This is a genomic window from uncultured Kordia sp. (assembly GCF_947496985.1).
GTDB lineage: Bacteria > Bacteroidota > Bacteroidia > Flavobacteriales > Flavobacteriaceae > Kordia.
This window is the reverse complement of the sequence record NZ_CANMEZ010000004.1, coordinates 465,432-490,522: the sequence shown is the minus strand read 5'-3', so window position 1 is coordinate 490,522 and position 25,091 is coordinate 465,432. Positions and strand designations below refer to the sequence as shown.

Sequence of the window (25,091 nt, the reverse complement as noted above, 5' to 3'; positions counted from 1 at the left end):
AGAGAATAATTCTTTCTATGATTTTATTGAATTACGATGATGAATCTTGTATTGAACAATCAAGATTGGTCATAATACGCAATGATTATTTGCGTTTTAATTAAAGCCGCTTAATTTCTCAAGCGGCTTTCTGTTTTTTAATTTTCAGGTAATTGTTCTGTAATTTGATACGTACTAAAGTTTAGAAAATTTCCAGGATGCGCTAATATGTTTTGTAAAATGAGCGGTGTATCAGGGCTTGTTCCAGAATATTGTGTGTTTCCATCCATATTTACATCGTTTGCATTATATCCGCTAACAGCATAGGTTGGAAAGTTTAAGAAGTTTCCAGGATCATTTAGTATTTCCGATAATACAGAAGGCGTATCAGGAGTTGTTCCAGAATATTGTACAACAGTATCTTCATTTGCATTTCCTGACCACATAGCTACAAATCCTGACTGCATGGCTGAAGTCGTTTGTGCATTGCTACCAAACGTAATTTGACTACTTGCATTTGTAAAATCAACAGACGTTGTATTGATCAATATCGCTGTAGCTGTCATGATTCCTAAATGATTACGGTGTTTTATAGCTATAAAATAGTTATTTATACCAGCATTGAAAGATACTACAGAAACGCCGTCTGTAGCTACAATATCTCCATCACGTTGTAGTAGGGCAGAAGTACTATATAAAATGTTAGTATTATCAGTTGCGTCTCTCAATTCTACCCAAATCCAATCTACAATAGCATTTGCGCCAGTAGTATTAAAAACACTTGCATCACAGGTTAATCCGTCTGCATATGGTGAAGTGGTTGGTAGTAAACTTGCCATACGTAAATCGTCTCTCATGAGGTTTTCTTCTCCTGTATTTGGATTTATAGCAGCTCCTTGTAAATACACTTTTGCTGCAAGAAAGATTCCACAAGATTGTCCACCATCCGTAATATCCCAATTGTATGGCGCTGATGTTAGTGCTTCTCTGGCATCAAATGCTAAACAATAGGTAGCATCCGCATCGAATCTTACGTTTGTTTGTAGGCCCGTTTCTCCAGCATCAATAGTAGCCCAACCAATTAAAGTATTGTCATAATTTTGTTGAGACATTGCTGAGCCTGTTAAGAAATTTACAAAGGTATCTACAGTGCTAATATCCCACGAAGATAAATCCTGATTAAAATCACGCGCACCATCAAACATTTCATTCATAAAGATAACATTAGATACATCCCAATTGTTCATAGGTTGATTATATCTTAATGCTCTATCAAACATAAAATGCATTCGATCAGCTTTACTAACATCCCAAGTGTTTAGGGATTGATTAAAATTAAGCGCAGATTGAAACATCTCAGACATATCAATAAAACCAGTTACAAATTCACCAATATTCCATTGTGAAATATCCTGATTAAAACGTGTTGCACTCTTAAACATTCCTTTAAAATTGGTTACATTCCCTACGTCCCAAGTTGAAACATTTCCGTTAAAACGAGAAAGGTTAAACATCGCCGACATATTTGTAATGGTAGACGTATCCCAATTGGAAAGATCTGCGGTTTCGATTTGTTTGCAAATCACAAACATTCTAGACAAATCGGTCGCTTGGCTCAAGTTAGGACTATCTGTTGCATTGATTGCCATAAATTGACAACCGCGAAAAGCTTCTTTCATAGAAGTCCATTCTTGTGCTCCCCATTGTTCAATAGATTTTATTTTGTCTTTATCTCCAGAACCGTTAAAATAGATTCTTGGAAAGTCTCCGATTACGCTTATTGTGTAGATCCCGGCTGTTGTATAAACATGTGTTGCACTTCCTGTAAATCCAGATTCAATAATTCCATCTCCCCAATCTACGACATAATTATATCCTGACCCTGTGGTTGGAATCGTGATATTTTCATTCGCTGTGGTGGTTTCCCAAGTAGAGATAAAAGCATTCGCAAAATCACAATTTTGTCCGCCATCCGTAATTGCCCAATTGTACGCAGTGCTGGTAAGTATGTTCCTTGCACTCAGACCTAAACAATATTCTGGTGCTGCGGCAAAGATGATATCAGACGGAATATCGTCGTCTCCATCAGTTGCATTCCCACTACTATCCGTTGCCCAACCAATCAGCAATGCGTTATAGTTTTCTGAAGTGAATGCCGTTGCATTTTGAAACATATTTTCAGCGGTTTCCGTAAACGTTACACTAGTTCCTAAACTACTAATATCCCAATTACTTAAATCTTGATTAAATGCTGCTGCGTTTTGAAACATGTTGTTCATTCGTTGTACAGCAGATACATCCCAAGTGCTTATATCTTGATTGAAGGTCGTTGTATTGGCAAACATGTATTGCATTTGTTCTACAGAAGACACATTCCAACCACTGATGTCTTGGTCAAAATCCTCCGTATTGGCGAACATGGTCGACATTGTAATTGCACTGCTGGTATTCCAACCACTAATATTTTGATTAAATCGAAGTGCGCCAACGAATGTTTGAAGAAAATTACTCACGTTAGCAACATTCCAGCCGCTTATATCTTCATTAAATACTTCACATCCTCCAAAGGTTGCATACATATTGACAACATTGCTTACATTCCAATTTCCTATTTGATTTTTTAAATCTTCAAAATTGGTAGCGCCTTGAAACATTTGGTGAATGCCCATAGTTGTGACTCCACTAAAATCTGGCGTATCATCTGCATTTAATACTAGATTGCTACAACCTTGAAAAGCGCGGTGCATGATTGTCCATTGGTTTGGTCCCCATTGTTCAATCGTTAACAACTTGTCTTTTGATCCGTTTGAACGAGGCGTTACATTGTCTACTAAAAGGTCATTATTAAAATAAATTCTTGAAAATGTTCCACTGATACTTACTGTATATATAGCTGCATTGGTATAGGTATGCGTAGCATCGCCTGTTTGATTGGTATCTATCGTTCCATCTCCCCAATCTACTCTATAATCGTAGGCAGCTCCAGGAAACGTAGGAATTACTATGGTTTCATTAGCACCTACTTGCCATGTAGTGATAAAAGAAACGCTTTCACAATCTTCTGTTCCGCCGTTGATTGTCCAATTATAAGGTGTATCGATTAAAATTTCTATTCCTGCTGCTCCCGGGCAATAGTTTGTTGGCGGACCTTCAAATATTATATTAGAAGGAATATCGTCGTCTCCATCCGTAGCATTGCCACTACTATCCATAGACCAACCTAAAAGCAATGCATCATAATTTTCAGTACTGAATGCCGTAGCATCAAAAAACATAAATTCTGCACTTTCTGTAAACGTCACACTACTTCCTAAACTGCTGATGTCCCAATTACTCAAATCTTGATTGAAAGCTGTGGCATTTTGAAACATTCTGTCCATTCGCTGTACAGAAGAAACATTCCAACCACTGATATCTTGATTGAATGCGGTAGCGTTTTGAAACATTTTGTCCATTCGTGCTACAGAAGAAACATTCCAACCACTAATGTCTTGGTTAAAGGAAGTTGCATCTATAAACATAGCGTTCATATTCGTTGCGTTGCTGGTATTCCAACCACTAATATTCTGATTAAAAGCAGCTGCTCCCGCAAACATTGCAGAAAAATTTTGAACGTTACTTGTATTCCATCCACTCAAATCTTGGTTGAAATTTGGATTGTTTACAAACATTTGAAGTAGGCTAGTAGCACCAGAAATATTCCAACCACTTATGTCTTCATTAAATAAAGTACAGTTGCCAAAAGTTGCCCACATATTGACCACGTTGCTTACATCCCAATTTCCAATTTGATCTTTTAAATCAACCAAATTACTGGCGTTGGTAAACATTTGTTGTAATCGTATTGTAGAAGTTCCGCCTCTGCTAAGGTCTGGACTATCATCTGCATTTAGGACTAAGTTTGTACATCCCATAAAGGCACGACTCATGGTTGTCCATTGATTTGGTCCCCATTGTTCAATTGTTAAGATTTTGTCTTTATCTGCGGCTGCATCATCAAAAAATATTCTTGGAAACGTTCCTCTAATTTTTATTGTGTGAATTCCTGGAGTTGCGTAGGAATGTGTTGCATCTCCTGTTTCACTGGTATCCGCTGTATTATCGCCCCAATCTACAATGTAATCATACGGATCTCCCGAAAACGTAGGAATCGTAATGGTTTCATTGGCAGTTGTGGTTTCCCATGTGGTAATAAATGAAATAGCATCACAGTCTTTTCCTGCATCCGTGATTATCCAAATATAGGAAGTCCCTGTTAAAAGCGCTCTTTCGGTTTCACTATTACAATACGTAAGACCTACAGCTCCTAATTCTAATCCAGAAGGTATTTGCGTTTCGCCAGCATCTAGCGTTGCCCAGCCAATTAAGGTATTGTCATAATTTTCCATAGACATGGCTGTATTGTCTAGCATACCTCCCATACTATTCACTCCACTAATATCCCAACTTCCTAGATCTTGATTAAACGCACTAGCATTCTTGAATGCTTCAAATAAGCTTACATTATCTGATAATTCCCAATTGTTTAATGGTTGATTAAAGTTTGCATTATTTCTAAACATAAAGCCCATAAATGTAACATTACTTACATCCCAATTATTGATGCTTTCATTGAACGCAGAGTTTTGGAACATATATCCTGTTTGGGTTATAGTACTTGTGTCCCAGTCATTGATGCGTCCACCATTATCAACCAAAGCACTTGTTCCTTCAAACATATACAACATACTTGTTACGCTGCTTAAATCTGGAATGTCGGTAGCATTCATCACAATATTAGAACAACCTCTAAAAGCTCTTGCGAAATTTCTCCATTGAATCGTTCCCCATTGTTCAATAGATAAAATTTTATTTCTATTACTTGTAGTAGCATTATCAAAGCGTATTTGAGGGAATTCTCCCGTAATTTTTACATCATATATTCCTGCGTTGACATACGCATGTGTTGCTTCACCTGTTTCAAATGTTATTGGCGAACCATCTCCCCAATCTACATAGTAATTATAAATTATTGGATTTAGGATGTTTGTTTCTATAGGAATGGATATCGTTTCATTGGTTGTAGTAGTTTCCCATTTGGTGATAAAAGGCTCGTCTGTAGGGCAATTAAGACCAGCATCACTCAATGACCAGTTTAAATCGTTATCTAAATAATCATGTTCGCTTACAGCATTGCAATACGTTAACCCAGAAGCTCCTAAATTGATATTTGAAGGTGTATTTGGATTGTTTCTCCAACCTACTAAAGTTAAATCATACGAACCGCTTGAAAGCCCTGAACCATTTAACATACTACTCATGTCCATAGCATTGCTAAGATTCCAATTTCCTAAATTTGTATTGAAGTTATTTGCTCCTTGGAACATCGAAGAAAAATTATCTACAGTACTTACATCCCAAGATCCCATTTTGCCACCTAAATCTTTTAGGTTAGTGCAATTTCGGAACATATCTTCCATATTACTTACCAAACTTAAGTCTGGCACATCAGTCGCTGTGATTTTCAAATTTTCACATCCGTAAAAGGCTTGGGCAGTACTCGTCCATTCATTGGCTCCCCATTGTCTAATTTCATAAAGTTTTAATCTTGTTGAGGTAGCGGCAGACAAGTTATTGTATCTAAATCTAAATTCCCCCGATAGTTTCACCTCGTAAGTTCCTGCTTGCGCATAGGTATGTTCTCTATTTCCAGAAACATCGTTATCTACAGTGCCGTCACCCCAATCTACAGTATAACTATTATTATTACCCGTAGCCCCCGTAAACTGAAATCTAATGCTCTCATTATTAGATGTTGTCTTCCATACCATAATAAATTTGTCTTCCTCGGGACAAGCTAAAGTTGCATCTAAAAATGACCAATTATTACTATTTTTTAAACTCGTACGTTCCACTACAGAAGCACAATACTGTAAACCTACTTCTCCTACATTGATATTAGAAGGAATTTGAGTTTCACTCGCATCTAAAGTAGCCCAACCTATTAACGTAGCATCATAATTATCTACAGATAATCCAGAATTATCAAGCATGTTGTCCATATTGGTAACATTAGAAATGTCCCAACTTCCTAAATTATAATCAAAGTTTTTGGCGTTTTTAAACATCTGATACATTTCGATATTTTGAAGATCGGAAACAAATTCGCCTACATTCCAACCACTAATATCTTGATTGAAAAGATGTGTCTGATTGTCTGAAGTCAAAAACATTTGAGCAAAATTTCTACATTTTCCTACATTCCAACCCGTGATATCTTGATTGAAGTTGATTGCATGATGAAACATTCCTCTTAATGTAGTTGCATTCGAGACATTCCAATTATCTAGCGGTTGGTTAAAATTAGGACAGACAAAAAACATACGATAGAAATCGGTTACGTTTTCAACATTCCAACTATTTAAATACCCTTGGGTATTGATAGCTGTACTCTCGAACATATTGGCCAAAACGGTAACATTAGAAAGGTCTGGAGCACCAGCATCGTTATTTACAACAAGATTAGAACAGCCATTAAAAGCACTCTTCATGCTAGTCCATTCAATTGCTCCCCATTGATCTATGGACTTGATTTTGTCTTTATCTCCACTATTATTAAAATAAATTCTTGGAAAATCTCCAAAAATTTCAACCGTATGCGTTCCTGCGGTTGTGTATGTGTGCGTGGCATTTCCTGTAATATTGGTATCAAAAGTTCCATCTCCCCAGTTGACTACATAGTTATATCCATTGCCATCGGTAGGAATTTCGATACTTTCATTCGCGCTAGTGGTTTCCCAAGTGGTGATAAAAGCTACATCAGAACATTCAGGTCCTGCATCTGTAATAATCCAATTGTTTGGTGTGTTTTCTAAAATACTTTTTTCATTATATGCATGGCAATACGTGAGTCCAAACGCGCTAAAAGTAATGCCCGTAGGAATTTGAGCTTCTCCGTTTTCTATAGTTGCCCAACCCATCAATGTAGCATCATAATTATCTATGGATAAACCTGTATTGTCAAGCATGCCATCCATATCTGTTAGGTTTGAAATATCCCAATTGGCTAAACTTTGATTGAAATTTAGTGCATCTTGGAACATAAAACCTACATCTGTCACTTGGCCTATATTCCAATTTCCTATGGGTTGATTAAAGTCACTTGCTCCAGCAAACATTCCTTCCATGGTTACAGGCTCACTCGTATTAATTGTCCATCCAGAAATATCTCTATTAAAATCACGAGCCGAAGAAAACATATTTCTAAAATCTATGATATTGCTTACATCCCAATTGGAGATATCTCCATTAAATTTTTCAGCTTCGTTAAACATAAATGTAACAGACCTAATAGAGCTTAAATCCCAGTTATTCAAATTTGTTGCATTGAAATTTTTACATTTACTAAACATTCTCGATAAATCAGTTACATTTGATAAGTTAGGGGCATCAGTTGCATTGTACGTCAGGTTTTCACATCCATCAAACGCATTAAACATATCTCGCCAAACAATAGTTCCCCATTGTTCAATGCTTTTAATTTTTAATCTATCTCCTGTCTCGTTAAAATAGATTCTAGGGAATAAACCACCGATTCTTACTCTATGTGTACCAGCGTTAGTGTATGTATGCGAGATATTTCCTGTAACTGAATTGTCTATTTGCCCATCTCCCCAGTCTATATAATATCCATATCCTAGTCCAGCAGTAGGAATTGTAATAGATTCATTAGCAGTCGTAGTTTCCCAGGTTGTAATAAAAAGACCATCATCAGAAACATTATTACAGTTTAAACCACTATCTATAAAGTTCCAATTCGTGGGAGCGTTCGCTAATGTTGTTCTTATTGCCTGCGATGCACAATACGTACTGTTATCAAACCTAATATTTAATCCACTTGGAATTTGTGTTTCTCCTGTATCTAGCGTTCCCCATCCAGTCACAGTTTGGTCATAATTACTTGTTGAAACACCTGCTTGTGCAAATATAGCATCTGTCCCGGTTACATTACTAATGTCCCAATTCCCTAAATTTTGATTAAAAAGAGCGGCTCCTTGAAATATTCTATGAAGGATTTGTACATTACTCGTATCCCAATTACTTAGATCTTCATTAAATACAGTACAGTTTCGAAACATTTGCTCCATATCTTGCACATTACTCATATCCCATGTCCCTATTTTATTTCTATTATCGACAAGAGCATCAGCGTCTTTAAACATTTTATTAGTAGACGTTACATTACTAAGGTTTGGAGTATCACTAGCATCGAGGATTAAGTTATCACAGCCTTCAAAAGCAGACTCCATAGTTGTCCAAGGGTTATTTCCCCAACGCGATATAATTGTTATCTTCGATTTATCTGGACTGTTAGAAAAAATTATTCTTGGAAACAAACTTCCGTCTAGTATTCTAATAATATAAGACCCTGCATTTCCAAAAGTGTGCGTTAGGGCTCCTGTAACATTCGTATAAGAAACAGTGGCATTAGGATTAAAAGGAACAACAACATTAACATTATAGTTGTAAGTTAAAGAACCATCAATAGGTATGGTGAAGGTTTCATTTTGAGTAGTGGTTTCAATAAAAAACTCAAAATGTTGAGAATATGCAATATGGGACACACAAAAAAATAGGAATACGCTTAAAAGTAGGTTTCGCATGAGAACAATTTTTATTTTTTGCAAACTTAGTTTGAAAACCCAAAAAAGCATTGTTTTATAAGGTAGCAAATGGTAGCAAATCCTAAAAAAAGTATTACTTTTAGAGACTTTATAGAAGTTTTCAATGAAAAAGCAGTCTTATTTATTTTTAGTGCTATTTTTTGGTGTAACATTGTTTTGTTACGCTCAAAACAAGCAACAAAAAATTGATTCACTCACTGTTTTATTAGAAACAACTTCTTCGGATTCGTTACGTGTTTCGCGCACTATAGATTTAGGAGTTTTAATAGACACTTCTGATCCGATTAAAGCTTCTGAATATTTTAAAAATGCTTTGACAATATTAGAAGGTAATTATCCTTTTTCTGATAGAGCAACACAGCAAGCACTTGCCTACGATTGTTTAGGAATTATTGAACGTAGACGTAATAATTATGGTAAAGCATTACAGCATTACTTGACATCGCTCAAAATTAAAGAAAAAGCCAGAGATTCTTCTAAAATTGGACGTTCGTATCACAATATCGCCATGTTATTCCGTTCACAAGGAAAATATGATAAAGCTATTTCTTATATGAAAAAAGCCTTGGTAATGCGCCGTAGTGATAGTTTGGATTATGGAGTATCACTAAACAATTATGGACATTTTTTATATTTAAAAAAAGAACTTGATAGTTCACTTATCGTTTTAGACAGTGCTAAGAATTATTTTACGGAACCTCTTTATTTATCAGATGTAAACCGATATAAAGCAAAAGTATATAGAGCCAAAAAAATGTATCAAAAAGCTTTTGAACTTCATAAACAAAATCTTGTCATTTATAAAAAAGAAGAAAAGATAGAGCGATTGGCTTCTACGATGAAAGATTTGGCTTTTAATGCTCGAAAAATGAATCTATTTAGTGAAGCATCAAAATACCTAGATAGTAGTGAAGTATTGGCGGCTCAATATGGAAATAAAATATTATTAGGCCGATTGTATTTGGAGCGCTATAAAATTGAACGAGATCAAAAAAAATATAAAAAAGCCTTATCTTTTTATAGGACTTACAAAAAATATAGAGATTCCTCTAGAACCATAGAACAATCTGAACGTTTTGAAAAATTAGCTTTAGAATTTAAGTTTAAACAAGAAGCATATCGTGACAGTTTACAAGCATCCACAGAAAAAATAGAATTACAAAGAGTCGCCAAATCGCAACGTTCACAAAAACGTTTGTTTGCGGTTTTATTTTTTCTTGCATTACTAGCTTTGATTAGTTTATTTTTATTGTATCGATATAAACGAAAAATTAATCTTAGAAATCGTCAAAAACAAGAGTTAGAGACTGAATTGTTGAATGAAAAAGTGAATTTTCTACGTTATAAAACAGAGCGATTGTTGATGGATAATAAGATGCGTATCGATTTTAAAAAAGAACTATTGGATACGATTAAAGAGTTGCAAACTAAAGAGAGTAGTACAGGTATTGTAGATACGTACCAAAGTATTTTAATTCAACTAAAAAACCAGATCAATACTGAAAAACGATTGGATAGTGTCTCCGAAGTCAACAATATGTCCGAAGCCAATTTTGAAATGCAACTTGCTGAACGTTTTCCCGATCTTACCAAAGCAGAACGCGAAATTTGTCATTTGATTTATTTGAATTTAAGTTTGAAAGAGATTATGAACGTACGAAGCGCTACACTTTCTTCTATAAAATCGGCTAGATATCGTATCCGTAAAAAACTTCAAATAGAAAAAGGAGTAGAGTTGGAGTTGTTTATAAAGCAATTGTTCTAGTGTTGTCTAAATATTTTGATTAAATTACACTTCTTTACTCTCAAATAGAATCTAATATTGAATACAACCTTAAAAAACACAAAGAAATGGTATGAACACATTCCTCATGCTGTAGTGATTGTATTCATAATCATAGTTTTTGTAACGCTACTTTCTTATATCATTCCTGCTGGAGAATTCAAACGGATGTTGATTGATGGCCGTAATCGTGTCATTCCAAATTCATATACAACTATTCCAAACACACCAATTGGTTTTTTAGATATGTTTAAAGCCATTCCTTTAGGTTTTAAAGCTGCTATAGAAGTGATGTTTGTTGTATTTGCTGGTGGTATTATGTTTGGTATTATGGAACGTACGAAAGCTATTGAAAATGTAGTTGGAACGTTTGTGAGACTACTCGGACAGGAAAAAAAATACCTAGCAGTAGTCATCATGACCTTTATTTATGGCGCACTTGGTGTTTTTGTTGGTTATGAACATAACATTGCGATGGTTCCTATTGCGGCTGTTGTAGCATTAGCACTTGGAGGCGATTTAATATTAGCCGCAGGTATTTCTGTTGGTGCCATTACTATAGGATTTGGACTGTCGCCTATAAATCCATATACGGTTGGTGTTGGACATAAAATAGCAGAACTTCCTCTGTTTTCAGGAGCTTTATTACGGAGTATACTCTGTTTTAGCGCACTAAGTTTCTTAGCGTATTATAATGTCAGATACTTAAAGAAAATTACCAATAATCCTGAAAAAAGCCTTGGAAATGGGTTAAATATTGATGGAATATCACTTTCAAAATCTATTAAAGAGTATAAAATATCAACCAATAATTGGTTAGTGATTTCTGTGTTTGTAATTGGTTTGACAGCAATACTATATGGAGTTTTTAATCTGAAATGGTATTTAAATGAAATATCTGCTGTATTTTTAATGGTAGCTATTACTTCGGGAATTATAGGAAGAATGAATACAACTACTTTTAGTGATACGTTGTTAAAATCAGTATCCTATGTAGCACCTGGCGCTTTCATGGTAGGTTTTGCAACAACCATAAAAGTATTATTAGAAATGGGACATATAAGTGATACAATTTCATTTCAACTGTCAGAATTATTGAAAGATTTGCCACTATATTTATCTGCCGTTGGTATGGCAATATCACAAAGCTTTGTTAACTTCTTTATACCATCAGGAAGTGGACAAGCACTAGCAACTTTACCTGTAATGATTCCTTCTGGTGAGGTTATTGGGTTAACGCGTCAAACTACTATTTTAGCATTTCAAATTGGTGATGGAGTTTCTAATTTAATCAATCCAACACTTGGTGGTTTAATCGCCATGTTGAGCATGTGCCGTGTTCCAATAGATCGCTGGTTTCGATTTATATTTCCAGTTGCCATCACAATATTTATTTTTTCAGCAATCACACTCGTAATAGCAGTATTAATAGGCTATAATTAATTATGAACGTAACTACAATATTAAGTCATTTGGTTAGCTTTCCAGTCTTAGGAGGTGAAAGTAATTTAACTATTATTCATTGGATTAAAGACTATATAGAGTCTCATGGAATAGCTACAACGCTTGTCCCAAATGAAGAAAATACGAAAGCTTCTTTGCATTGCAGAATAGGACCAGCGGTTGATGGTGGAGTTATTCTTTCAGGACATACAGATGTAGTTCCCGTAAAAGGTCAAGTTTGGGAGACAGATCCATTTGTTTTAACTGAAAAAAATGGCAAACTATATGCACGCGGAAGCTGTGATATGAAAGGTTTTGTAGCGTGTTGTTTAGCAACTTTACCAACGATGATAAAAGCTAAACTAAAAAAGCCGATCTATTTTGCTTTTAGTTATGATGAAGAAATCGGTTGTTTAGCAGCGCCAGATTTAATAAAGCATATCAAAAAAACATATACGGAAACTCCTAAATATGCAATTATAGGCGAACCAAGTTTGTTACAACCTGTAATTGGTAAAAAAGGAATTTGCTATGTGAAAACGGAAGTAAATGGTTCTGCAGGACATAGTAGTGGAATTCATAAAGAAATCAGTGCCATTCACGAAAGTACACGACTAATGTTATGGTTGGAAAATAAAATGAAAACAATGGCAACTACTTCTAGGGACGATCGTTTCAATCCACCACATTCTACAATACATGTTGGACAGATTCAAGGAGGTGTAGCAACAAACATTGTGGCAGATTATTGTAGTTTTGAATGGGATATTCGTGTCATTCCTAAAGATAATATTCATCAAGTATTTCAAGATTATTATACTTTTTGTGAAGAAACAGAAATTGAAGTACAAAAAAAGTTCTCTGATTTTAAAATAACAAATACGTTAATACATCCGCCAGTTCCTGCGTTGGATACTAAAGAAACTGATAGTGTTGTTGGTTTAGTACAGAAATTAACGGATAATTATACTTGGCAAACAGTTGCTTATGCAGCTGAAGCTGGACAATTTCATGAAGCTGGATATGAAAGTATTATCTGTGGCCCAGGAAGCATAGAACAAGCTCATCGCGCTAATGAATTCGTAACCCAAGAACAATTGGATAGTTGTGTGATAATGTTAGAAAAGTTGGTTAAAGAAATTGAGGTATAATACTTCAATCACTTAAGATGTCTAGAATACTTAAAACCTTGTTGATGTTTTGTTGATTCATTAAAAGAAAAAAGCGAACCGAAGTTCGCTAGTAAAAATGTTTTAAGAAACTTCGCATCCAGGACATGTGTAATATTCTAAACAACTATTATATACAGTTTGAATATCATTTCTTTTTCCTCCTTTAGTTTCCTCGTTTTTCAAATTTGAAATCATATTTCTATTAAGCTTTAACGATTTTAAATTCTTTTTTTTCATGATAATTATGTTTTGATTAATAATAGTCCAAAGTAACATAATGAACGTGAGAGTAAAAAGAAGAGTAATTTCTGTTTTATAAAACAATCTGTTTGATTTATAAAATGAATAGTCAATTTAACTCTAATAATCAAGGGAAAAGAAAAGCTCGCCTTAGCTCGCTCTTAAAGTTATTCTATATTATAAGCAATTGGTCAATCTAATATCAGTATTGGCACATTTTACACGTATTGAAGGGCAACGAGAAGTTCCATCGGCTCCAATAATTTTAGATAATTGATTTTCATTAATTTTTGAAATAAACTGCTTATTAAGTTTTAACAGCTTTAGATTTCTTTTTTTCATGGTAATAAATTTTAAATTAAAATTAGGATACACTCTATTATTGAAACAACCAAGAGTCGAATCATTTATGAGTTATAAAACTTAAGAAAATAGCTATTAGTACAGTCTTAAAAAAACGAATCAATAGCTTATACAGCGTTACAAATTTACTTTGCTAATAATATTAACAACATGCCCACCATCCTTTAGAATCGTCCCAATAAATACAAGCACATACAATACCTCCGTTTATTTCTGTTTGTTCTTTTTTGTGTAGTGTTTTAACACCTTCAAGATTTAAAATGTTCTTTAACATAATATAAAGTTTTGATTATTAAGGAAGAAAGTATAAAAATGAATCATCAATAGTTTACGGTTTGACCGTACTTAACAGTTTGCTATTTGAGAATTTGACGAAAACTGTAACAAAATATATTTTTCTACGTCATATAAGCATCAATCAAAAACATTTAGCATTATGAGACGTAAAGACAATCAATTAATAGTTATCACACATTTAAGTCAGTTATCAAGCTTTGTATTAGGTTTTGGAAGTCTAATAGTTCCATTAATTCTTTGGGCTTGTAATAAAAATGACGTGTATGAAATGGACGAACAAGGGAAGCAAATTGTAAACTTTCAATTAAGCATGATTATTTATGCTATAGCATCTATACCTTTAATTTTAGTATTTGGTTTAGGATTATTATTAATGCTAACAGTTGCTGTATTATTATTTGTTATGCCAATTATAAATGCTATCAAAGTAAGCAATGGAAATGAACCATATTACCCAATGACACTAAAATTATTATAAAAAGTTAGAAGTTAGAATCAAGATGTAAGTATTGAGTATTCTATCTTAAATAATTATAAAAATATAAAAGCCGTTATACAATTGTATAACGGCTTTTTCTGTATTGTTAGTTTAAGTTTCTAGAATTTTGCACTAATGCCTAATTCCCAAAACCTAATCCCTAAATTTAATTATTCAACATCACTGGCATTACTAACATTGTAATGTGTTCACCATCTTCTAATCCATCAATAGGAGTTAAGATTCCAGCTCTGTTTGGTAATGACATTTCTAAAGAAACATCATCAGAATTTAAGTTATTGATCATTTCTGTTAAGAAACGTGAGTTGAACCCAATTTGCATATCATCTCCTTGATAATCACATGTTAAACGTTCTTCTGCTTTGTTAGAATAATCAATATCTTCGGCAGAAATATTTAATTCAGCTCCAGCAATTTTTAAACGAATTTGGTGCGTTGTTTTGTTAGAGAAAATACTAACACGACGTACAGAGTTTAAAAATTGATTTCTGTTAATCTCTAACTTATTTGGATTCTCTTTCGGAATTACTGCTTCATAGTTTGGATATTTTCCATCAATTAAACGACAGATTAAAACAGTATTATCAAACGTAAACTTTGCATTACTATCGTTATATTCAATAGTAACTTCATCTTCGCTTCCTCCTAAAATTCCTTTTAATAAGGTTAAAGGTTTCTTTGGCATAATAAATTCAGCAACTTGTGAAGCGTGTAAGTCTGTACGTTGGTATTTTACCAATTTGTGTGCATCCGTAGCAACAAATGTTAAGTTTTCTTGTGAAAACTGGAAAAATACACCACTCATTACTGGACGTAAATCATCGTTACCTGAAGCAAAAATAGTTTTACTAATTGCTGTTGCCAACACATGTCCTGCAATTGTTGTAGAACTTGGGTCTTTTAATTCAACTGCATGTGGAAATTCAGCGCCATCAGCATATGCTAAGGCATATTTACCGTGGTTAGAGCTAATTTCAACTGTATTGTTATCTTCCACAACAAAAGTTAAAGGTTGCTCTGGAAACGTTTTTAGAGTATCTAATAATAACTTTGCTGGAACTGCAACACTTCCTTCACTATCAGATTCTACATCTAATTTTGAAGACATCGTAGTTTCTAAGTCAGAAGCTGATACCGTAAGTTCGTTTTGGTTTAATTCAAAAAGAAAATTATCTAAAATTGGTAAGGTATTGCTATTATTAATAACGCCTCCTAAAACTTGAAGCTGCTTTAATAAATAGGTGCTGGATACAATAAATTTCATGTGTTTGTGTTCTATTTAAAGTTCAAAAATAATGCTTCCTAACTAAATTACATAGCTTTTTAGTAGCTAAATTGCCGTATGGAAAGCACTTTTTTGTATTCCTACAAATATATTTCAAATGTCGTTGTAAAGGAAAGAAACTTATTAACAACTATTTCGCATAGTTACGCTTTCTAATATACGCAAATACAACTCCAAAAAATGCTAATATAGCCAGAGGAAACCCAATGTTTATCGTTTGCCAAAAGGATTTTTCTTCTAAAACTTTTTCAGTATCTAGGAAGGCTAATTTTAATTCTTTTGATCGAATGTTTATAAGTCCGTTGTTGTCTAAGAGGTAATTTACAGAATTTAGTAAGAATTCTTTGTTTCCGTATTGACGTTTTGTGGCAATATCAAAACCGAGTTCTTGTGGTCGTCCGCGTGTAACTTGATTTTTAATTACATCACCATCTGCAATGACCAACATTTTAGATATTCCTTCATTTTTTGAATTGTCCAGTTGAAAAGGTTTCACTCTATTTTTATACATAGATGTAAACGTTCCTTCTAATAAAACGGCTAAGTTTTGATTTCCTTTGCCTTCGTATTCTTCTGCTTTTGGCTCTTTTTCAATAACAGATAATGAAATAGGTTTAGGAACACCTTCTAACTTTGAAAGCTCTGAACTTTTTAGAAGAATGGTCTTTTTTGTACTACTTTTTAGTGTATCAATTTGATTGGCAAATTCAAACTTTACTAAATTCGTATTATTTGTAATTGGATGTTTTAAAGTAGGGTTTACTAACGGATTGTAACGCCATTGAATAGGTAAAAACTGTGTGTTATTGTCTTCACCAACAGCCATCATAATAGGTGCGCATTGCATATCGTTTACCAATTTCGAATTGATTCTAATTCCATAGTCAAAGAAAAAATCGCGCATGCGCAAATCTCTTGGGAAAGCTAGTGTTTCGCCACTTGCATTATACAAACTGTCCATTTCTGCTTGTACATTATCTACTAACCATACTGATTTTCCACCGTTTACAGTATATTGATCTAAAATATATTTTTCGTCGTCTGTAAATGCTTTTGTTGGTTTAGGAACAATAGCTAAATCAAAACGCTTTAAGTTCTCTAAAGATTTCTCAGGATTTTCAGCAAAAGCAGTTAAATCGAAAGGTGCAATTTTATAATACTCTTTTAACGTTTGTAAAAAGCTTGAAATGTACACATCTTCTAATTCTCCATGACCTCTTAAAATAGCAATAGTTTGTTTTTCTAGTAAGGTCAATTTAGTAAAAGCATCTGCAAATGCATATTCTAAATGCTGTACAGAACTTGCAATTTTTTCTTCATCAGAACTTGCTAAGTTGTTTTTGTATAAAGGTACTTTGACAGATTTGTTGCCATACGTAGCCACTGCCCATGGAAATACACGTTCGCGTGAAATTTTGTTTGTCGCTTCTTCTGTGATATATTTTGGTTGTATACCAACTCTATTGATCAAAAATTCTTCGGCACCTTCTTCAATAGGATCAATGAATTTGAATTTTATATTTGAATTGTACGCAGAAAACTCTTCTAACAATTGTTCGGTTTCAGTAGCCAAACGTTTATAATCAGCAGGGAAATTACCTTTTAGAAATACATCAATTATAATTGGAGATGCAACATCTTTTAATGTGCTTTTTGAAGCTTCTGAAAGTGTATAACGTTTGTCTTGGGTTAAATCAAAACGTGTAAAAACACTACTTGCAATAGCATTCACAATAATGAGTACTACAATTAGTAATATAATTTTTGTAGGAATGTTAAGTTCTTTCTTCAAGCTTATCGTTTTTTTAATTGTAATACAGTTAAGAATAAAAAGAAAATAGTCACACTTAGGAAATACACAACATCTCTTGTATCAATTACACCACGTGCAATACTATCAAAGTGTGTTTTCATTCCTAACTTTTCGATTAAACTATTAAAATCACCAAAAACATCAGCACTTGCAATGCCTTCAAACCCAAAATACATAAAGAAGCAAATGAAAACGGACATGATAAAGGCTACAATTTGATTCTGCGAAAGCGTTGATGTAAATATACCAATACTTGTATATGCAGCAATTAAAAATAGCAAACCAAAGTAGGAGCCAAGCGTGCTTCCAACATCTAAGTTTCCAATAGGACTTCCTAAACAATATACTGTGTATACATATAATAATGTTGGCAATAAGGCTATAAGTATTAATACAAATGCCCCAAAATATTTTCCAAGTACAATGTGCCAACCTGAAATTGGTTTCGTTAATAACAATTCAAGCGTTCCTAAACGTTTTTCTTCAGAAAAGCTACGCATGGTAATCGCAGGAATCAAAAAGATAAGAATCCAAGGTGCTAAGGTGAAAAATGGCGTTAAATCGGCAAATCCATAATCGAAAATATTGAAGTCACTTTTAAAAAACCACAGGAATAATCCGTTGAGAATTAAAAATAAAGCAATCACCAAATATCCAATGGATGAGGAGAAAAATGAATTGATTTCTTTTTTGAGTATTGCGAGCATTTAGTTCTTTTTTAATACAATAATATCTTGGAATGATAGTGTGTTTTCTGTTCTTCCAGACCAAGTACCTGGAAAAAAGTGTACAATTTCAAAGCCTTTTGCTTCAAACTGTGTAAAAATATAATTTTTGTCAAAAGCAACATTGGCTTCTTTTACTTTTTCATCCATCAATGCATAATCTCCATGATTAACACTAAAATTCATGTGTGTAGACAACATTTTCTTTTTTGATACTTCATCTAAAATAAAAAACGTAGCCAAGCATATTTTATCGGTATTCAATACACGATTGATTTCACCTAAATAATGTAATACATCATCAGGCATCATATGTGTAAATACAGACGTTAAGAAAGCAAAGTCAAAGCTTGAATTTTCATATGGAAATGTAAAATCTTTTGCCTCGTCATTCGTATTTAAGTTATATAAGTCGTTTTTTAATGGTGTATGTGTAAAAGTAAAGTTTGGATATTTTGAAGTGATATTTTCTGTGCACCAATCTACACCTAAAGCAACAACATCAAACCCTTTGTATGTACCTTCAGTGTTTAAAAACTTTGTAAACGGAATTGCCATACGTCCAATTCCTGAACCAATATCTAAAATACGGCTGTTTGGTTTAATGTTTCCGTATGTTTTGAAATATTCAAAAAAGGTTGCTCCAATTTCAATATAATTTCCAGGACCTGTGTAAATATATCCTTTTGGTGGTTCCAGCTCTTGTCGTTTTCTAAAAAGATCAATAGGGAAATATACTACTCGTCTCAGTAATAGGCGTTGTTTGGGCGATAAACTATAGTATAATGATCTTAACATATAATTTTTAACTAACTATTCTTTTTACAGAATATATTATTGTGTAACGTTTGGTTCTAAATTCTAGTATTCACTTTTCAAGATAAACTTACTAATTTATCAACACTCCATGCATATGGCTTGTCGTTAAACATTGCTTTCGTTTGTTTCCAAACGTTTTTAAACAATTCTGAATTTCGATATGCTTCTAAATTATCTACATGTTTCCAATGACTGTAGGTAAAGAAAATTTCAGGATTTGTTTTGTCTTGATATAACTCTAAAAACTCGCAACCTTCTCTATTTTTTATAGCAGCTTTCTTTTCATCAAACATTTCTAAAAATGCAGGAATATTTTCTTTGTGAAAACTCATTTTTACGATGCGTACAAACATATGTTATTTTATTATAAAAAATTAATGGTTATGGTATCTCTAAATCGTAGTCCGAAAAGGGTAGAAGCACTACCAACAGTTTGTGGATTACTTTTGTAAATAGCGAGTTCTAGAAAATTTGCAGAATTGAATAAGGCTAGTTTTTTACCATCTTCTTCACGCTTGTGTTTTTCAACAGTAAAATTGATACTATCACTATAGCGTTCATGAATTCGTTTGAATTTATAATTACGCGCCGAAATTTCAAAGTTTCGCCCTTTTCCAACATCTTTAAATAACTTTCGCGAAATATTTGTCACTACATTTCCGTAATTGTCTATATAAATGACGTTTCCAATAATTTGCGATTCATCCGTATTTACGACAGGTTTTATGCCTGTTAAATGTTTTATATCTTGAATTGTTTTTCCAATAACTTCCAATGTTCCGCCACGTGCAATATGGCAAGCAACTTTAACAAAAACGTCCAATACAGGGAAATTTGTTTCAATTCGATCGTGAATATTTATTTCTACAATTTTTTCAGAAACTATCTCAGAAGCAATCAAACTCATAATTCCATTATTCGCACAAACAAAGAAATGACCATTCAATTTTAATGCAATATGTTTATTTTCAGGATTTAACTCGGAGTCAATACCAATAATGTGAATACTTCCTTTTGGAAAACTATTAAATGCATTTTGTATTACATACGCAGCTTCCGTAATGTTAAAAGGACTAATGCTATGTGAGATATCAACAATACGAATATTGTCTAGTTCACTATAAATAGCTCCTTTAACTGCGCCCACAAAATGGTCTTTCTCCCCAAAATCAGTTGTCAGTGTTATGATTGCCATTGGCGAATTGTTGATATTTTTTTAAGTTTAATCTATTAAAAAATGGTAAGTTTGTTATGCAAATCTAAAAAAACAAAACGGAAATCTAACCTTAATACGAGTCGCTTTTGAACGAAATTATTTTTGAACTTTCTGAAATCAGCCCAAGAGAGTTTTTTGGGTATCAAAATACCAATATAGAATTACTGAAAAAATACTTCCCAAAACTTAAAATTGTAGCCAGAGGAAACAAGATAAAAGCTTATGGTGATGAAGATTTATTAGAAGAGTTTGACAAGCGTCTGACGATGTTGATGGAACATTTTGGTAAGTACAATAAAATTGATGAAAACGTTATTGAACGTGTACTTACAAGTGAAAGTTCTAAAGATTATGACACTTCTGTTTCAAGTGGAGAAACTTTAGTGCATGGTTCTAATGGAAAATTAATAAAAGCAATTACCGCTAATCAACGTAAGTTGGTTGAGTTGATGAACAAAAATGATATGGTGTTTGCAATTGGACCTGCAGGAACCGGAAAAACATATACAGGAGTTGCTTTGGCGGTGAGAGCATTGAAAAATAAAGAGGTAAGACGTATCATTTTAACACGTCCGGCAGTAGAAGCAGGCGAAAGTTTAGGTTTCTTACCTGGTGATTTAAAAGAAAAATTAGATCCGTATATGCAACCTTTGTATGATGCATTACGCGATATGATTCCGCCAGAAAAGTTAACTAAGTACATAGAAGATGGTACTATTCAAATTGCGCCAATGGCATTTATGCGTGGACGTACACTTGATAATGCTTTTGTAATTTTGGATGAAGCACAAAATACGACGCATGCACAAATGAAGATGTTTTTAACACGTATGGGGAAAAATGCAAAGTTTATGCTGACAGGTGATCCTGGACAAATTGATTTGCCAAGACGTGTAATTTCTGGATTGAAAGAAGCATTACTTGTTTTGAAAGATATTAAAGGTATTGGAATAATATATTTAGATGATAAAGATGTCGTTCGTCATAGATTAGTGAAGAAAGTGATTGAAGCATACAAAAGTATTGAACATCAAAACTAAACTTTGACTCCGCTCAATTTTACGTATTGTTTAAACAATTAGACTAAGAACTAAAACCCTACAACACACACAACACAACAACTATAACAATGAGTAACACGATTACTGCTACGAATTTTAACTTTCCCAATCAAACAGCGAAATATACGGGAAAAGTACGCGAAGTATATACAATAAATGATGATTTATTAGTTATGATTGCTTCAGACAGATTATCTGCCTTTGATGTGGTAATGCCAAAAGGAATTCCATTTAAAGGACAAATCTTAAATCAGATTGCAACCAAAATGATGAAAGCTACTGAGCATTTGGTGCCAAATTGGCTGATTGCCACACCAGATCCAAATGTTGCTATCGGTCATATGTGCGAACCTTTTAAAGTAGAGATGGTCATTAGAGGCTATTTATCTGGTCATGCAGCACGAGAATATAAAGCAGGAAAACGTATGCTTTGTGGAGTTGAAATGCCAGAAGGAATGATAGAAAACGATAAGTTTCATACGCCAATTATTACGCCAGCAACTAAAGCAGAAATGGGCGAACATGATGAAGATATTTCTCGCGAAGACATTTTAGCCAAAGGAATCGTTTCTGAAGAAGATTATATTCAATTGGAAAAGTATACACGTTTATTGTTTGAAGAAGGTACAAAAATTGCCAAAGAGCGCGGATTGATTTTAGTAGATACGAAATATGAATTCGGAAAAACGAAAGAAGGCACAATTGTATTAATTGATGAAATTCATACACCAGATTCTTCACGTTATTTCTATGCAGATACGTATGAGGAATTACAAGCTAAGCAAGCGCCACAAAAACAATTATCAAAAGAATTTGTTCGTCAATGGTTAATTAGCAATGATTTTCAAGGGCTAGAAGGGCAAAAAGTTCCGTTTATGAGTGATGAATATATTGACTCGGTTTCGGATCGTTATATCGAATTATACGAAAATATTACAGGAGAAACTTTTGAAAAAGCAGATGTTTCTGATATTCTAACTAGAATAGAGCAGAATGTAGTTACTTTTTTAAAGAACTAATAAAAAATAAATAGTAGAAAAAGAAAAAGGCTTCAATATTGAAGCCTTTTTTATATTTATATATCAAATAACAATTATTTGATCTCTTTCATTGCATTGTCAATTAAAGTTTTTAAATGTGTTTTGTGTGCTTTTGTAGTCAAATCACCTAAACCATTTGCGGCATATCTTCTAACTGTTTTTAAGTTGTATACTGCCATAGACTTAGCAATATTACTAAAACGTCCACTAGATCTGCCTGTTAGCATTTCAATTAACATGTTTGTATATTCTACTTGTAAGTTTTGTCTAAAAGTATTCACAGATTTATTGATATCAGCTACAAAAATAGCATTGTTCAAATCTCTCATGTATTCAGATAACCTATACTTGTTTCCATATAACTCAGAATCAACAATACGTTGTAAAGTATTTGGATGTAAAATATGATATAAAACACCCATTTGTCTACGTAACGCAGCATTGTGAAGTTTTGGATCTTCTGTTCCTCTTCCAAGATTAAATCCTCTACGTTGTCTTGCTAAGTGCGTGTATAAGTCTACAGGTACATCATTTGCATTTGGTGCAAACAAGTAATCTTTTAACGCTTTCATAGCTCTTTTTTGATCTTCATAGCTCACAGGCGTATATGGTTGTGTTCCTCCAGCTTGTCCTTGCATAGCTCTGTCAACATACACACCACCAATAAAACGTGATATCACATTTACAGCACTTGATTTTTGTCCTTGAAGGATAGAATATGCACCAACCATTTCTTGGTATGATTTTCCATAATCATTATACTTTGTACGCAATCCTTTCAGCATGTCATTAACCAATTTAATTCTGTTCACAGAATATGTAATTTGATCATTTGATAAATCACCAACCATTACTCTTGGATCAATTGCTTTTCCTGGGCTTCTCATATCATCCGCATCGTTTCCAAAAATTAATGCTGGTTCTGTAGATCTTTTCAAGATGTCATCTAATTCTTTATAACTGCTTACTGGCTTGTATCCAAACTCAATTGCCCAAAGGTCATAAGGCCCTAAAGTTGTTGTAAAGTAGTGTCCTTGCTGTGTTCTGTCATTCGTAACATTAATAGCTTCATAATCCATTACAGAACCTGTTAATGCTTTTCCTTGAATGTAGTTTTTATCAGCCAATTGTGCAGGTGTGTGCAATTGACTAGATTTCATGTTGTGGTTTAACCCTAAAGTATGTCCAACTTCGTGCATAATTAAATGCATTAAACCTTCATTACGTAATACTTCTTTTTCTTCTTCTGAAGCATTCATAATTGTCAATGCTGTATGACCGAATACACTGTTTTCGTGCATTAAATGTCCTAAAGAACAATAGTTGTCTGACGTATTGAATTGTTGAAATTCTTTATTTGCGTCTTCTAAGTTATCAAAAGAATACGCATCCATTGCTTGAAATAATTTATCAAATCGTACTCTATTTGTTTGATGTACGTATTCTAACATTACATCAGCACCTAAAATTTGACCAGTTAATGGGTTAACAAAACTTGGTCCATATCCACCAAAAGGAGGATTTGGAGAAGATGTCCAACGTAATACATTTTTATTAATGTCTCCAGCATCCCAATCAGCATCATCTGGTTGTACTTTTACAGCCATTGCATTTCTGAATCCTGCTTTTTCAAAAGCGATATTCCAACGTAAAACAGCTTTTTTGATAGTTTCTCTATATTCAAGAGGTGTTGTATTTTCAATCCACCAAGTAATAGGCTCAACTGGCTCAGAAATAGCAGCATTCGGATCTTTTTTCTCTAAATGCCATCTGTGAATTAAATCTTTATATGGAGTAGCAGTAGCAGATGTCATATCATTTACTTGCGTAGTGAAAAATCCAACTCTAGGATCATCATATCTAGCAACATAGTTATTATCTGGAATCTGAATTAAACTATGATTTACTTTAATCGTAACATTTCGCCCATCAGTAACTGATTGCGAACCTCCATTTAATACAGAAGGTTTAGAGTATACATATTCAATTACTAAGTCTGTATTGTCAGGGTAATTCTTAATCGCGTTAATTTTAGATTTCCCTTTATTTAAATTTCCTAAAGAAAATGCAAAAGGTCCGCTTCCTGGAAAACGTGGTGGTTTTATCTGAGATAAAGTTTCTCTTAAAAATAAATCATCTACTTTAATAAGGTATAATCCTTTTTCTTTATCTGTAGCTTCTACTTTTATACTAGCCATTACACCTTCACTAATATTTGCATCTGCAGCATTCGTTAATGCATTATTAGGGTCAAAATAGAATTGCGTATTCTTAGTTACAAATTCAATTTTATTAAAATACTTTCTAATAGTAAACACTTTCGAACCTCTATAAGCACCTCTAAAGGCACGAATATCAGCAACACCATCATTAATTTGGCTGAAATAAATAAAGTTCTTTTCTAATTGTTCTTTAGAAACAACCATTTGCATACTTCCAGTAATTGTATCTTGGTACATTGTAAACAAACCATCGATCTTCTTACTTTTTTTAGTAAGACTTTCAATTGTTTTTGCACTAGGTTTCTTTTTTGGAGGTGTAACTTGTTCTGTTTTCCCTTTTTTCTTTTTATTACGCTTCTTTCGTTGTGCATTAGCTTCTGGAGCGGCTAAAAATGCAATCAACATAACAAGCATAAATAATACTTTGTTTTTTGATTGAGAATTTGATATCATACTTTTCTTTTTTTTTGG

17 protein-coding genes are annotated in these 25,091 nt (G+C 33.5%); 6 read left to right on the top strand and 11 right to left on the bottom strand.

Annotated elements, in window-relative coordinates:
• Window positions 1-137: 137 nt before the first annotated feature.
• Window positions 138-8,621 carry a BspA family leucine-rich repeat surface protein gene (locus Q0828_RS13410; protein ID WP_298421759.1) on the bottom strand — a complete coding sequence of 2,828 codons (8,484 nt, stop codon included), beginning with the start codon at window positions 8,619-8,621 and terminating at the stop codon, window positions 138-140.
• A 124-nt stretch (window positions 8,622-8,745) separates the two neighbouring features.
• On the opposite strand from Q0828_RS13410, the gene Q0828_RS13405 reads away from it, so the two are divergent.
• From Q0828_RS13405 to argE, 3 genes are read left to right on the top strand one after another with little or no spacing between them, the layout of a single operon-like run.
• The gene (locus tag Q0828_RS13405; protein WP_298421756.1) at window positions 8,746-10,407 is read left to right on the top strand and encodes a tetratricopeptide repeat protein; all 1,662 of its coding nucleotides are present in this window, start codon (window positions 8,746-8,748) and stop codon (window positions 10,405-10,407) included.
• Between the two features lie 57 nt (window positions 10,408-10,464).
• Window positions 10,465-11,868, top strand: coding sequence for an SLC13 family permease (locus Q0828_RS13400; protein ID WP_298421753.1), 1,404 nt, complete (start codon window positions 10,465-10,467; stop codon window positions 11,866-11,868).
• Window positions 11,869-11,870: 2 nt separating this feature from the next.
• Complete coding sequence (gene argE, locus Q0828_RS13395; RefSeq protein WP_298421750.1) at window positions 11,871-13,019, top strand: acetylornithine deacetylase; 1,149 nt, start codon at window positions 11,871-11,873, stop codon at window positions 13,017-13,019.
• 102 nt (window positions 13,020-13,121) lie between these two features.
• Here argE and Q0828_RS13390 read toward each other — a convergent pair whose 3' ends face one another.
• The 3 genes from Q0828_RS13390 to Q0828_RS13380 all read right to left on the bottom strand — a co-directional run bounded on the left by Q0828_RS13390 (window position 13,122) and on the right by Q0828_RS13380 (window position 13,917).
• Window positions 13,122-13,277 (bottom strand): hypothetical protein, encoded by a 156-nt coding sequence (locus tag Q0828_RS13390; RefSeq protein WP_298421748.1) that lies wholly within the window; start codon window positions 13,275-13,277, stop codon window positions 13,122-13,124.
• Between the two features lie 180 nt (window positions 13,278-13,457).
• Window positions 13,458-13,622, bottom strand: a complete 165-nt coding sequence (locus tag Q0828_RS13385; RefSeq protein ID WP_298421746.1) for a hypothetical protein — start codon at window positions 13,620-13,622, stop codon at window positions 13,458-13,460.
• A gap of 163 nt (window positions 13,623-13,785) precedes the next feature.
• Window positions 13,786-13,917, bottom strand: coding sequence for a hypothetical protein (locus Q0828_RS13380; protein ID WP_298421743.1), 132 nt, complete (start codon window positions 13,915-13,917; stop codon window positions 13,786-13,788).
• 162 nt (window positions 13,918-14,079) lie between these two features.
• Here Q0828_RS13380 and Q0828_RS13375 point away from each other — a divergent pair, with 162 nt between their 5' ends.
• On the top strand, window positions 14,080-14,418 hold the full coding sequence (locus Q0828_RS13375) for a DUF4870 domain-containing protein (protein WP_298421741.1): 339 nt from the start codon (window positions 14,080-14,082) through the stop codon (window positions 14,416-14,418).
• Window positions 14,419-14,584: 166 nt separating this feature from the next.
• Here the strand turns inward: Q0828_RS13375 and dnaN are convergent, their stop codons facing one another.
• The 6 genes from dnaN to Q0828_RS13345 all read right to left on the bottom strand — a co-directional run bounded on the left by dnaN (window position 14,585) and on the right by Q0828_RS13345 (window position 20,276).
• Window positions 14,585-15,703, bottom strand: a complete 1,119-nt coding sequence (gene dnaN / locus Q0828_RS13370) for a DNA polymerase III subunit beta (protein WP_298421739.1) — start codon at window positions 15,701-15,703, stop codon at window positions 14,585-14,587.
• Window positions 15,704-15,854: 151 nt separating this feature from the next.
• Complete coding sequence (gene gldG / locus Q0828_RS13365) at window positions 15,855-17,516, bottom strand: gliding motility-associated ABC transporter substrate-binding protein GldG (RefSeq protein ID WP_298421735.1); 1,662 nt, start codon at window positions 17,514-17,516, stop codon at window positions 15,855-15,857.
• A gap of 2 nt (window positions 17,517-17,518) precedes the next feature.
• A complete protein-coding gene (gldF, locus tag Q0828_RS13360; RefSeq protein WP_298421732.1) occupies window positions 17,519-18,244 on the bottom strand; it encodes a gliding motility-associated ABC transporter permease subunit GldF in 726 nt (241 codons plus the stop codon).
• The gene (locus tag Q0828_RS13355; RefSeq protein ID WP_298421730.1) at window positions 18,245-19,060 is read right to left on the bottom strand and encodes a class I SAM-dependent methyltransferase; all 816 of its coding nucleotides are present in this window, start codon (window positions 19,058-19,060) and stop codon (window positions 18,245-18,247) included.
• Between the two features lie 77 nt (window positions 19,061-19,137).
• Window positions 19,138-19,434 carry an antibiotic biosynthesis monooxygenase family protein gene (locus Q0828_RS13350; RefSeq protein ID WP_298421727.1) on the bottom strand — a complete coding sequence of 99 codons (297 nt, stop codon included), beginning with the start codon at window positions 19,432-19,434 and terminating at the stop codon, window positions 19,138-19,140.
• Window positions 19,435-19,445: 11 nt separating this feature from the next.
• Window positions 19,446-20,276 (bottom strand): SAM-dependent chlorinase/fluorinase, encoded by an 831-nt coding sequence (locus tag Q0828_RS13345; RefSeq protein WP_298421725.1) that lies wholly within the window; start codon window positions 20,274-20,276, stop codon window positions 19,446-19,448.
• A gap of 107 nt (window positions 20,277-20,383) precedes the next feature.
• Here Q0828_RS13345 and Q0828_RS13340 point away from each other — a divergent pair, with 107 nt between their 5' ends.
• Both Q0828_RS13340 and Q0828_RS13335 read left to right on the top strand, forming a co-directional pair.
• Window positions 20,384-21,337: a PhoH family protein gene (locus Q0828_RS13340; RefSeq protein WP_298421722.1), complete on the top strand. Its 954-nt coding sequence runs from the start codon at window positions 20,384-20,386 to the stop codon at window positions 21,335-21,337.
• A gap of 89 nt (window positions 21,338-21,426) precedes the next feature.
• A complete protein-coding gene (locus tag Q0828_RS13335) occupies window positions 21,427-22,377 on the top strand; it encodes a phosphoribosylaminoimidazolesuccinocarboxamide synthase (protein WP_298421719.1) in 951 nt (316 codons plus the stop codon).
• 74 nt (window positions 22,378-22,451) lie between these two features.
• On the opposite strand, the gene Q0828_RS13330 is transcribed toward Q0828_RS13335, so the two are convergent.
• Window positions 22,452-25,073 carry a zinc-dependent metalloprotease gene (locus Q0828_RS13330; RefSeq protein ID WP_298421716.1) on the bottom strand — a complete coding sequence of 874 codons (2,622 nt, stop codon included), beginning with the start codon at window positions 25,071-25,073 and terminating at the stop codon, window positions 22,452-22,454.
• Window positions 25,074-25,091: the final 18 nt, after the last annotated feature.